General features: G+C 37.0%; 10 protein-coding genes and 1 pseudogene. 3 read left to right on the forward strand and 8 right to left on the reverse strand.

The genetic code is table 11. The annotated features are described in order from the left end of the window. Nucleotides 1–356: 356 nt before the first annotated feature. Together C8K15_RS16325 and C8K15_RS16330 are read left to right on the forward strand one after the other, a co-directional pair. Entirely contained in the window at nucleotides 357–1013 is a 657-nt protein-coding gene (locus tag C8K15_RS16325) for a hypothetical protein (RefSeq protein WP_108587429.1), read from the forward strand. Nucleotides 1014–1087: 74 nt separating this feature from the next. Next, the gene (locus C8K15_RS16330) at nucleotides 1088–2647 is read left to right on the forward strand and encodes a glycine betaine uptake BCCT transporter (protein WP_108587430.1); all 1560 of its coding nucleotides are present in this window, start codon (nucleotides 1088–1090) and stop codon (nucleotides 2645–2647) included. Nucleotides 2648–2807: 160 nt separating this feature from the next. On the opposite strand, the gene C8K15_RS16335 is transcribed toward C8K15_RS16330, so the two are convergent. Both C8K15_RS16335 and C8K15_RS16340 read right to left on the reverse strand, forming a co-directional pair. Then, complete coding sequence (locus C8K15_RS16335; protein ID WP_108587431.1) at nucleotides 2808–3203, reverse strand: VOC family protein; 396 nt, start codon at nucleotides 3201–3203, stop codon at nucleotides 2808–2810. A gap of 151 nt (nucleotides 3204–3354) precedes the next feature. Continuing rightward, entirely contained in the window at nucleotides 3355–4455 is a 1101-nt protein-coding gene (locus tag C8K15_RS16340) for a glycerophosphodiester phosphodiesterase family protein (RefSeq protein ID WP_108587432.1), read from the reverse strand. Nucleotides 4456–5264: 809 nt separating this feature from the next. Here C8K15_RS16340 and C8K15_RS16345 point away from each other — a divergent pair. After that, nucleotides 5265–5627: a YrdB family protein gene (locus tag C8K15_RS16345; RefSeq protein WP_108587433.1), complete on the forward strand. Its 363-nt coding sequence runs from the start codon at nucleotides 5265–5267 to the stop codon at nucleotides 5625–5627. A gap of 731 nt (nucleotides 5628–6358) precedes the next feature. Here C8K15_RS16345 and C8K15_RS20420 read toward each other — a convergent pair. The 6 genes and pseudogenes from C8K15_RS20420 to C8K15_RS16375 all read right to left on the reverse strand — a co-directional run. Next, nucleotides 6359–6508 carry a hypothetical protein gene (locus C8K15_RS20420; protein ID WP_158268345.1) on the reverse strand — a complete coding sequence of 50 codons (150 nt, stop codon included), beginning with the start codon at nucleotides 6506–6508 and terminating at the stop codon, nucleotides 6359–6361. Between the two features lie 51 nt (nucleotides 6509–6559). After that, the gene (locus C8K15_RS16350; protein WP_108587434.1) at nucleotides 6560–8338 is read right to left on the reverse strand and encodes an aminopeptidase P family protein; all 1779 of its coding nucleotides are present in this window, start codon (nucleotides 8336–8338) and stop codon (nucleotides 6560–6562) included. After that, nucleotides 8322–9443 carry an ethanolamine utilization protein EutH gene (eutH, locus tag C8K15_RS16355; RefSeq protein ID WP_108587435.1) on the reverse strand — a complete coding sequence of 374 codons (1122 nt, stop codon included), beginning with the start codon at nucleotides 9441–9443 and terminating at the stop codon, nucleotides 8322–8324. The genes C8K15_RS16350 and eutH overlap by 17 nt, the downstream gene beginning before the upstream one ends. A gap of 40 nt (nucleotides 9444–9483) precedes the next feature. Then, nucleotides 9484–10065, reverse strand: a complete 582-nt coding sequence (locus C8K15_RS16360; RefSeq protein WP_108587436.1) for a helix-turn-helix domain-containing protein — start codon at nucleotides 10063–10065, stop codon at nucleotides 9484–9486. Nucleotides 10066–10827: 762 nt separating this feature from the next. Beyond that, nucleotides 10828–12024 (reverse strand): DUF4317 domain-containing protein, encoded by a 1197-nt coding sequence (locus C8K15_RS16370; RefSeq protein ID WP_108587437.1) that lies wholly within the window; start codon nucleotides 12022–12024, stop codon nucleotides 10828–10830. Between the two features lie 928 nt (nucleotides 12025–12952). Then, nucleotides 12953–13037, reverse strand: a pseudogene (locus C8K15_RS16375) (iron chaperone); the annotation flags it as partial.

Here is a 13037-nt window from a genome sequence, read left to right on the forward strand (position 1 = left end):
GTCCCTGCCAACATTTCTTTCGTGAGCTTTAATAAAAAAAGTTCAAGCCATTTGCGGCTTGAACTTTTACATTATTTTAAAAACTTTATTATCTCAATTCCAACCAAGCTACTGCTTCACAATGCGTGGAGTGTATGTGATAACACATGAGGTGCTAGTGTTTTTTTATTTAAGCATCTCTGTATAACCAGGCATTTTTTACAGGGAATTAGCTATATTTTGCACGAAGAAATGATTTTGTTTAATTTGTACTCATCAGGGGAATACATAATAATGGGCATTTATTACCTGAAAAATAATAGGGTATATAAAAAACTAGAAATAACTAAATGCGCAATAATTTGGAGGTTGAGAATGTGAAATTGTTTCAGGTCCGAAAAGGGCAAATTGTATATTATCAGAACGAATTACACAGGGTTTATTCGGTAAAACCTATGTATAGAAAATCTGTTCATTTAATGAAATTGAGGGATTTATCACAGCATTTAAGCAGTGCGGCGGAAATAGATAAGTACCAGCCAAAGGAACTGGATAGCTTTATTTTCAATAAAAACATCTATACCCTCAGCAAGGATCGAAAAGCTGAGGAAGGAGATTACATATTAATTACACACCCCAATCCTGATTACTTGGATCATTATTCTTTAAATGAAATTGAGGTAGTGGCAACCGTTGAATCCAAAGGTGTTATTACTAGCAAGTCTAACGGGGTTAGGCATAATGAGTATCTTTTGATGGTTCAGGGCCGCCATGAACAAAGTAACCCGATTGAATATCAAGACATACAAAATATTGATGACAGCAGCTTAAATGACCTGACAAACTTTAATGCTGATATGCTGCCATCAATAGGCGACGTGTATAGAAGCAATGATAAAGATGCATCAATCGAAGCGATGGTTGTCGCCATACAGGGTAATACTATATTTCTGGGTGGCAATTTAGAGTTGGCACTTGAAGAGTTAATGAACACTGAAAAATGGGAATTTCTATATAACCTTCTTGATCAATGAATTCTTTATTTCGTCTTCACAATTGGACTTATCTGCCATATTAGTTTCACAATTTAATTCTGTTGGAGGTTTCCATGAATGTTAATAAGCTAAAAGAAAATAGTGTTTTTATCATCTCACTATTATTAACCCTTATCTTTATTGCATGGGGGGTCTTTTTCACAGACCTTCTTACCAAAGTAACCGATACTATTTATAATGCATCCATTGATTACCTTGGATGGGTATATATCGGCTCTACCCTTTTCTTTGTGATTTTTTCCATCTATTTGCTGTTTTCTAAGTATGGCCATATTCGGTTAGGCAAGACGACTGACCGGCCTGATTTTAATACCGCATCCTGGCTAGCCATGTTGTTTGGGGCAGGAATGGGAATTGGGATTGTTTACTGGAGTGTCGCTGAGCCGGTCACCCACTATACGAACCCTCCATATGGAGAAGGCTTTACTATTGACTCAGCCAATCTCGCCATGAAATATACATTTTTTCATTGGGGCTTGCATCCATGGGCAATTTACACGGTTATTGGACTAGCTCTTGCTCTCTGCCAATATAACAAAAAACTGCCTGCAGCCATCAGTTCTGTTTTCTATCCGATTCTGAAGGATAAAATATATGGACCCATCGGCAAAACGATTGATATTCTCTCTGTTTTTGCAACAGTCTTTGGGATTGCAACATCCCTTGGCCTTGGAGCCTTGCAAGTTACTGCAGGGATGCATACCATATTCGGTGCCCCAAATACGCTGTTTGTCCAGCTGATTGTCATTGCAGTGGCTACAGTGATTTTCCTTATTTCAATCAACACTGGCTTGGAGAAGGGAATTCAATACTTATCCAACGCGGCAATGATTATATCGTTCGCCATTTTGCTGTTGATCCTTATAGTCGGTCCAACCTTGACGATCATTAAAGTGTTTTTTAATACTTCTGGGCTCTATATTAATGATTTTGTCCAAATGAGTTTAAGGATGACACCATTTGGTGAAGGAGAATGGATTGCATCATGGACATTATTTTATTGGGCATGGTGGATTGCTTGGGCACCGTTCGTCGGCATGTTTATCGCCCGTATATCTAGGGGGAGAACGGTAAAAGAGTTTGTCATCGGCGTATTGATTGTTCCGACACTTGGAACATGTATTTGGATGTCCATATTTGGCGGCTCCGCTCTTGATATGGTAGTCAACTCAGAAAACCATGAACTGGCGACCTATATAGCGGACAATGTGTCATTGGCTATTTTTACATTCTTTGAACATCTTCCATTAAGTTCCGTATTAAGCATCATGGGATTTGCTCTTGTGGCTATTTATTACGTAACTGTTGCGGATACTTCTACATTCGTATTAGGCATGTTGAGTGAAGGTGGAACGTTGAATCCTTCCAATAAAATCAAAATGACATGGGGCATCATTCAATCTGCGGTTGCAGCGGTCCTGCTAATATCCGGTGGATTAGAGGTATTGCAAACAGCTTCTATTGCAGCAGCTTTTCCATTTGCCCTTATTATGATCTTCATGTGCTACTCCTTGCTGAAAGGACTGCAAAGTGAATTGGAAATACAACCAGGTAATAAAAGCCAAAGAACAGTGGTAAGGAAAACGAGGCCATCTTCGTTTAAGAATATTTGAATCAAAAAACTGGAGCCTTTTGGGGCTCCAGTTTTTTTGTGTTCATAAAGTTATTTTGCCCACCGTTCAAGCCTTGTAAATAAGCCAGTCAGGAATTTTGGAAATATTGTTTTTCCATTACTTCTCCCTTGCTCCCCTTTTTATTCACCTATCACGGATTCTATTTTGCATTCACATCGGGTTGATGAATTCCGAATATATTGCCTTCGGTATCAATATAATATCCTTGCCATGCCATTCCAGGCAGGGCATATTTGGGCATTGCGACCTTGCCGCCATTCTCAATAATTTTTTCTTCCGTTAAATCGTAATTTTCCACACCCATTGTACAAGCAAATCCATTTAAAGCTTGGCCAGTTTCCGCCGGAGCACTTTGACGTTGCATTAAAGCACCATTGATTCCAGGTTCCTTTTCATCACCAGTCACGGCTCCAAAGTAAGGCATTCCTGCATATTCACTATAATCTTGAAATGACCATCCAAATACCTCTCCATAAAATTTCTTTGCCTGTTCCATGTCATTCACATGAATTTCGAAATGAACTAATCTCCCCATAATTACCTCCTATTTATTGATTACATACTTTGTCTTTCACCAAAGGCAAATGGACATTCTTCCACCTTGATAAAAGGAGTTTCTATAATGTAAGTATTCTCTATCTATAGTTCAGGTTCCTTTTTCAACCAAATAAAATTTTTCATTTCCATTACTCTTTGCGAGCAGAATAACTCTTAGGTAGTTCAAGATTATGCTGCTCCATGACCACACGTAGGCGGTCTGGGTAGTTAGTGATGATTCCATCTACGCCATCATCGATAAGCTTGTCCATAGTAGGCTCGTCGTCGACTGTCCACGGAATGACCTTCATGCCGTACTTGTGTGCATCCTGAACCATACTCTTTGTCACATACGGCACATAGCTCTCATCAGTGACTTTTCCATTCTGCGGGAAACCATGAACTGGTGAAATGGCGTCAACGCCGAACGAGTGGGCCGCCGCAACGAGGTCTCCCCCAAAGTCGTCTATGTCAATACCACCCAACCAAGGAGATGCACCCGGCTGACCTGGTTGCAGGAATTGAGGACCGTTAGTCAGTGCGATTAGGGGCAAGCGAGGTTCAACCTCTTTCATTCGCATGAGCGCACCCCAATCGAAGCTTTGGATTGAAACTCGGTTAAGCATTCCGGCTTCACGAACCTCTTGGGCAACAATCTGCACGAATTCTTCACGTGGCGCTGTTTGCTCCGGTGCCCCGGCTTCCACCTTCGTCTCGATATTCATCCAGACATTATTAGCGTTGTAGAGCTTGACAAGATCGAAAACCTCGGATAGAAGTGGTATCTGTGCACCAGTGCTCAGGGCCTGACCTGGGTATTGCGGCAACATTTGTGAACCGCAGTCCAGCGTACGTACCTGAGCAAGAGTTAGATCCTTTATATACTTGCCAACGTAAGGGTACTCAGGGTCCCCAGCAAATGCCGGGCCTTTGTCTTTACACTTGGCACCCGATATCTTACGGTCGTGAGTAATAACTGCTTGATGGTCTTCGGTAATCTGCACGTCAAGTTCGAGTGTACTCACCCCGAGCTCGAGGGCCTTGGAAAACGATGCAATTGTGGACTCAACGGTGAGCCCAAGTCCGCCGCGGTGCGCCTGAAGATCAAACTCTTTGGGACCAAGGCTCTTCGAGTTGTGTGACCAAGACGGGTTTATAGCGGCTGAGGCTGGTTGTACTGACACTTGGCTTGCCGCTGAACACACCATAAGGGTGGCCATTGTTGCTAATATAAAATTTTTCCTCTTCATATTGCTCATCTCCTTATAAAATCTATTACTCTTATAAGTTTAGATGATTGATGTAAATCCTTGATTAATATGATAATAAGAGAAAGTAAATATAAATAAGTAAATGGTCTTGGTGCTTTCGGTTTATGCAATCACCTTAATATAACAAATAGATATTTAGTCGGAAGTAATAATTCTTATATTCATAGAAAAGATAAAAAAACTTTCCTCAGTTAATGTTTTTTTGTAAATATTGTAGCCGCTGCCTATACAAAGTAGAGTCGGAATAGATACTCTCTGAAAGTATTTGTAGAATATAAAATTACGAGAGCTGGACAATTACAAACTGCCTTATAAGTTATCCAAAAGCTGCAATTTCACCATTTTCTTGACCAAAAGAAAGCACCCTATAGGTAGATTTTTTAAGAGTCTAGTCTATAGAGTACATTTTATTTGCAAAGAGACTTTTTTACATCGTAATCTTTTAAAAGCAGTTGTAAACCGCACTCCACATTGGTTGAGTAAAGATCACAGAACTATTTCAGTTGATTTAAAATAAAGTTTGATAATTTGTAAAAAAGATTGATAATTTATAACAAAGTTTGATAAAACCCTGTATTAATATAGGGTTTTCTTTTGACCTTTAAACTCCAGCAGTATTGTTCAATTAAAGGGCCATTTTCTGGAATAAAGCGATTGCTAAAATCACGGAATTTTTAAATAATTTTTATTAAGTTAGAGGGCAGGATTTTAGAATATGGCCGAAACATATTGTATATAAAAAAATTAACATTAGTTTCTTAATTCTTTTTATTAGGAGGAAGAGTCGGATGGAAATAAAATGGATAGGTGTTAGCGTCCTCACCGGATTCTTTCTACTGGAGCTTGGTGCAATGGCTGCGTTCAGTTACTGGGGTTATCATATCAAGACAGGAGCAGCGGTCAAAATTATACTCGCGGTTGCCACGCCACTAGTCATAGCCACTCTATGGGGTATGTTTCTCTCCCCGAAGGCGTCGCTCCCCATCTTCTCCTTCCCCATACGAACTACGCTTAAGCTGGTTGTGTTCATTGTTGCTTCCGCAGCTTTGTACGCAAGTGGGCAAAACGCGCTCGCGGTTACTTTTCTGACGGTGTCCCTTCTTATCGTGGCAGCAGTCTTTATCTTGAAGTTTCATAAAGTAAATATGTGAAGTTGATTAGTCTAAAACCGAACTTCAATAATCGGGCGTGATTGTTGAGCAACACAGGTAGAAAATGATCAAGCTTTTTTATAAAAATCGTTCTCGTGAGATATTTAAAGAGCCTGTTTTGATCAATCTTTTTTTCAACAGCAGGCTCTTTTATATTGGGGAAATCAACTTAATAAGACGTATTTTTGATCAAACTTTTTTATAAACCAACTATTTCAGCACTAACTTTGTAACATTCTCCTCATGTGTAGAGTGGAGAAACAAATTTTATCATTAGATTTGCTAATATTTTCTTTCAAAAAAACCTCATTTATATGGTACGGTTCACCGTAATATATCTAAATGAGGTTTATATAGTAGGCAAATATTTTCACATGCCAGTAGCTATCGACGTATTTCCTTGCTTCAGTAATCTTAAAATTAATTCGCTATTGTTTATTATTTATCCCAAAATATTGTCCTATTGTGTTAGATAAGCCCTTTTCATTAAATAATTTCATTGAGGGGGGTTAATTATTCGCTGCACTAACTCTTGCTTTATTTGAGAGAATGGAACTTTTCCCCTTTTAATCGGAAGCCTACTATGGTTAAGGAAAATTCAATATTAAAAAGCCTAATTTCTCAATTTAATGCTGAGAAATTAGGCTTATTTTTCATTGCTCCATTACAGTACCATATTATTGAATAACATTATGATACGCTTCTTCGTGGCACATCTATATGAATTTTTTTTATTTTCGAATCGCTGCTTTTTCTCTAAAATCAATGATTAGATCCAACTTAATCATAAAGTAAACACCTAGAATTCCATTTAAGCCATATGTCTCTTTTGTAATTTCTACTTGTACTTTAAATGAATCTGCAAGGTTAGTGAATTTCATTGATTTTATACTTTAAGGCGATAAATATTACTTGTATTCGGCAATACCTATTTATATTTCCCTAGTTTCTTCCCTTAGCCATACTCTCTCTTCTTCATTTAAATAAGGAGCTAGCTTTGTGTATACCTCTTGATGATAATTATTTAACCATTGCTTTTCACTCTCTGTTAACATATCTTTATTGATACCGGCCAAATCAATTGGGCAATACGTGATTGTTTCAAACTTCATAAATTGACCAAACTCTGTTTTCTCGTCTTCAACTACTAACATCATATTTTCAATTCTAATTCCATATTTACCTTCGAGGTAAATTCCGGGTTCATTCGTAATAATCATGCCTTTTTCTAATATAACATTATTATTATCATTCCTTATGCTTTGTGGTCCTTCATGAACATTCAAGAAAAAACCTACCCCATGTCCAGTCCCGCATTTATAGTCCAAACCATACTGCCAAATTGGTTGTCTTGCTAAAACATCTAAGTTAGAGCCTGTTGCTCCGTATAAATATTTTACTGAGCTTAATGCAATAAATCCTTTTAACACCAAAGTAAAATCTCTTTTTTGTTCATCGGTAAGTTTTCCTAAAGCAATCGTTCTTGTAATATCTGTTGTTCCATCATAATACTGTCCGCCTGAATCAATTAAAAAAAGACCTTCATTCTTAAGAGTATATTGGGTTTCTTTATTGGCTTTATAATGCATCATCGCAGCATGTTCTTTATAACCCGCTATCGTATCAAAGCTAGGTCCAACAAATCCTTCCTGACCCCTTCTGAAATCTTCTAATCTTTCTTCTGCAGTAATCTCTGTAATTTCTTCTTTATCTACAGAGTTTTTTAGCCATTTTATAAATTTCACCATGGCTAAACCATCTTTTATTTCACACCATTTTAAATTTTTTATCTCAACTTCATTTTTAATAGCTTTTAAATTAGTCGTGATGTTAGGAATTTCAATTTTCTTTGTATTACTGTTAATGGCATTATATAAACTGATATTTGTTTTATTCGTATCTAAAATAACGGCATCTCCGTCTGAAAGATTTCTCAAGAATGTTTGTATTTCATGATTCGCTTTTAACTCGATTCCTTCAGCCTCCAGTTCTAATTTAACCAACGCGGGAACCTTGCAAGAATCAATAAATAAATAACATTTATGTTCTGCTACGATTACATTAGCTATTACAATTGGATTGTTAGGCACATCGGCTCCTCTTATATTTAAAAGCCATGCAATGTCATCAAGGGAAGTTAAAATATAATAATTTGCTCCTTTATTTTTCATTTCTTCTCTTACTTCACTTAATTTTTCTACTCGTGATTTGCCTGCATATTTTACGTCATGAGTAAACATTGGTCCTTTAGGAATCTCCGGTCTATCTTCCCACAGATCACCAATTAAATCTTGATTCATTTTTAATGCGATTCTCTTTGCTTTTAGATCTTTTTCCATCTTTTTAACCATATTAATTGAAAAAACATTTCCATCAAAGCCCACAATGCCTCCTTCATTAAGAACATCTGTTAGCCATTCTGAATAAAATGGTACCCCTGGATCCATCATTCTAAATAATCTGATTCCTGAGCCCTCAAGCTGCTCTTCAGCTTGAATATAGTATCTACCATCTGTCCATAACCCAGCATCCTCTAATGTAATAACTACAGTACCTGCTGACCCTGTAAATCCCGATATCCATTGTCTACATTTCCAATGTTCTGCTACATATTCACTCTGATGTGCATCAAAACTGGGAATTATATAAGCATCCATTTGATTTTCTTTCATTAGCTGCCTTAACTTTTCGACCCTATCTCTGATATTCATTACTAATACCTCCATTTTCCTTAAGACTAAATTCTTTACTTTCACGGTCATACAGCCATGCGGCTAGTACTATACTGATTATTCCGGCTGTAAGCTTTGATATTATAAATGCTCCTATCATATCTGGTGCTACTCCTGACACAAATCCAAGTTGACCACCAAATACAAATGCTCCACTTACTCCAAAGGCAGTACATACCACTTTTCCTTTAGGATTCATTTCCTTATATGTTCCAAATATCAGCAGATTACTAGCTAAACTTCCTAGAATGCCTGCTACTGACACTGAATTAATTCCAAATTTCTCCCCTATTTTTTCAAAACTATTTTTAAAAATTCGATTAATAAGCGCTAGCATAGGATATGCTCCACCTAAAACAAATGCGATCTTGGCTACTATAACAGTAGATTCAGATAGTGGTGCTAATCCTGATACAAGCCTTACATCAAATATCACTTCTATACCTTGTAAAAGTAACCCAACAATACTCAAACTCACTATAAGCTTTCCAAATACATTAAAAACTTTTATAAAAACATGAGGAACTTTTAATAATCCTGCCCCTAAAATAATGGCAAAAACAAATATAGGGACCAGATTCAACACTAATATATTGATATTTATTTTTTGCCATAAGCCTGCTGCAAGACATCCTATTGGTATAGTAATAATTCCAACCAACACACCCTTAGAAAAGTATTTTTCATCCTCTTTAGAAAGCATCCCTAACGCGACAGGTATTGTAAAACTAATTGTGGCTCCTAAAGTAGATGCAATGATAATTCCTGAGAATGCCCCCATTTCCTCTGTCAATGCTAGCTTATTAGCCATTTGATAGCCCCCCATATCTACAGCTAAAAATGCTGCTGGAACTATAGAGGGATCTAGATGAAAAAATCTACAGATTGGAATAATCACAACAGATAAAAAATTTGTAAATATAGGGACTAATGAAATTATTCCTATCATGCCAAGCCCTAAAGCCCCCATGGTCTTTATGCCTTCCTCAAATTTCCCACCCAGTTTCAAATGATTTCCGGTAATATAATCAATAGCTCCGATTACAAAAAAAGAACCAATTAGATATAATATTAATTTATCCATTGTAATTACCACTTTCTATTAACTTTATATAATGTCTTTACTAGTCAGCATCTGTATTATCAAATCCTCTATTGTAGATATAATTAGGCGTATTAACAGCTATAAGCTTGACCATTTTATTAGTGTAATTAGCCCAATTGTGTGCAATATTTGAGTCCATATGAACACTGTCACCAGGATATACTTCATGCCTATTACCATTTATGTAAACTGTTAATATACCCTCTAAAACATAAATGAACTCTTCTCCCTCATGCTTATAGGATAATATTTCTTCATCTTTCTTTTGAGGAATAATTTCTATAAGCCTTGGAACAAGTTGTTTACTTTCCAAATTTGTACTTAAACTATACTTAATAAAACCACCTTCTACTGAATCCATTATTTTTTGTTCATAACTTCTTAAAACCATATCTTTCCTTTTAAGTGGATAATCAAAAAAATGTGTTAAATGTACTTCCAAAATATCAGCTAGTTTTTCAAGTGAATCCACTGCTATGGTAGTAAGCCCTCTTTCTAATTGAGACAGAAATCCAACAGATAGTTCGCTTTTTTCACTTAACTCTTTCAAAGTAATTCCTTTTTCAGTCCTCAATTTCTTTATTTCCATTCCTATATTCATCACTTCACCCCGAATTTCATATTCGTGAATAATATAATATATATCAGAGTAAAATTCAATCTATTATGAAATAATTTCATAAATATGAAATTCATTTGATTAACGTTATCATATATTCTCGCAAGAACAGTCCGTAGAATAATACAATCTGACACAAAAAAAAGACGCTTGATCTATTAGATCTATGCGCCTAGATTGTTAAATAATAAAATACGAAAAAAAGCTATCTTATTGTGCCTTACTCAACTAAAGTACCAATAGCTCGAAGGAGAGTAGAAAACTTTTAGGGTTCTCCATTCAATTAGCCGTTTTTCGGTATCCCAGTTTGCCATACACTCTAATCTATGTAGCCCAGATTTTGTCATATATTATATATAGGGGGTACCGGTCACTCAACAGGTTCAGAATTCGTTATCGATGGTGGATTAACTACTCAGTAATAAAAGTACATGAAAAAATCTGTATATGATTTATAAAGGCTGATTTTCTTTTAGTAAAGAAAATCAGCCTTAGTTTTTTATTTAATTTAATTTAAAACCGCACTTATTTGTGGTAAGGTTCCCCGTGGTGTATCTAAATGAGGTTTTTATAAATTTGATATCCTAATATCCCAAAATAGCAACATTCTGATTTTGCAATACAAACCTATTATCCAACCATGCTAAAGTATTCAAAACAAACCCTAAAGAATCAGCATTATATCTCCCAGCAATTTCTTTTCCATTTTAGATAGCCAGCTGAAGGATGACCCAGATCTCACTTTTACTCCAACAGCTCTTCCGGAAGCAGCTTAAATCCTTCGATCATCGTGTCTTCTTCCACCTCGATCAACAGACAGCGTTTGCCATTGTAATTGACCTCTTTGACATATCTCAAGTCTTGAGGGCTGATTGAAATATTCGCTACTTTCGTGCTAATCTTAATGGACTTGGACGCGTAACTCGGAATGATATGACTTGCTTTCATTTCATACGTTCTGTCTTCAACCACCTGTTGAAAGGCCCGCTCCACTTTTTCCGTACTCACATCTTTTACGCCGCTCGCCTTCAGCACACGTTCAACCTCTTTCGCATTCAAAGTAGGCATACTCTCTTCTTCGTCGTCCTCATACTCTTCATCCACCACTAACATACTATTGATTTCATCATATACATTAGCGAGGGTTTTCGAATTTACTTCATCCCCGATTACTGCTTTGACAATTTCTTCAAACACCGCTTTGTCTTCCTCGGCCGTCATGATTTCATTGCCGTTCAAAACATTCTCGATAAATTGGAAATCCGGTTTATTCGCTTTGCTCGCTGCGTAAAGGATGTGATGGATGTCTGCGGCGTTATCCGTGAAGCTAGGGAACAGAAATCCACCAATTGGAGAGGCCAGTTTAATGACAGGATCTGTCACCAACCTCGACTTAAACTCTTTCTCGACAAAATCAAACACCAGTGAACTCTTCGGCAATTCGGTTTGATTCATGCTGCAAAGAATAAAAGGAGTGGTATATACTTCATCCCGAACGTCTATTTCTGTTTCATCGGGATTGCGTTTCGTTGTTTTATTATAATTTCCGCGAATGAATGTGACGACCATGTCCTTTTCATATTGTTTGTCCTGAACCATTTTCAAGGCGATCTGCTGCATATGCGCTTTCCATTCACCTATATCTTCAGTCTGAAGTCCTTCATATAATAGTCGTTGCGTATGGTCCGTTTGCTCTTCTGCCTGACACTGAAACTTCACCTCAAACAGCTTCACATCCAGTTTCCCACCTAAAACCTTTTTAAAATTGGCAAGAAACAGCTCTTGCTGCTCCCGGTCCAACAAGGAAAATGAGCGGCTCTCCTCATGATAGATCTCACTGCTTTCCTGTTGGATGTATACGTTGTAAATATCAGCGATTTTCAATAAATCAGTATCCATCTTAAAGTGTTTGCGAATCACTGCTATATCTTTCTTATTCATCTCTAATTCCAACTCCCTGGTTAGTAAGATCCGTGTTATTAAATCAAAATCTGTGTTATGTACAAAAAAAGAGCATCCAAAGCTATAGTTTAGCTTTTGATACTTCTTGATTATAACAATCTTTAAGATGAAGAAAGGAACACAGTCAATTTTGGATTGAGTGACTCTTGTGGGAACAGCGTAGCGACGTGTCTAAGTGTAGCCCCAGACACAAAATGGAACGAAGGCTAAAACGCCACCTCCTTCTGAAACATCAATGTCTCTTTTATATGAAGAGAGGCGGATTCTAAATTCTTGAAAAGAGTTTAGAATTTGCAACTGCTAGGGGGTTATCATCTTCGGCAAAGCTAAGATGATAACAGCACTTCTCCGGAGGAAGAACAGATAAAGGAGGAGGATATCTATGGGTAGCGTTTCCTATTCAGCACATATCAGTAATGGTAAAAGTGCAATTACAAGTCTGAAAAGGAACATGTATAAACTTCAGTGAGTTCTGCAAAACGGCAATTAGAATCTTTGAAACTTCAGTGATCCTTCTTCTGCTTGCTCAGTTGTAGATACACGAGCATATAAAGCAACCTTTTTTTGCAAAGATAAAAACCTCATTTACTTATGGTACGGTTCACCTTAAATAATGTTCAACTGGTTTAACACGTTGAACATTTCTGTACATGGCTATTTTTTCTATCTCAATTCCAACCAAGCCACTGCCTCACAATGTACAGAGTGTATGTGGCAACACAAGACAAAGATGCTGGTGGGCTTATGTAAGGATCGGTTCTAATAACCTAGAACCAATCCTTTTTTTAGAGATTCTCGTTAAGAATAAAGAGCACATTTATGATGTTTGCTATGGCTTAAATCAGTGCGATGCACGTGCTTTTTATCAAATACATGGCGGTCAAGATACTTCTGGAAGAACCATTTTTTATTTCCGCCAAAAAGTTGAACAGTCTGCCTTGTCCAAAATATTAAACTCGATCATTTTCTCAAGTAATGAGAAATCAACCGGA

Origin of the sequence: Paenisporosarcina sp. OV554 (assembly GCF_003058165.1) — a bacterium.
Taxonomy (GTDB): domain Bacteria; phylum Bacillota; class Bacilli; order Bacillales_A; family Planococcaceae; genus Paenisporosarcina.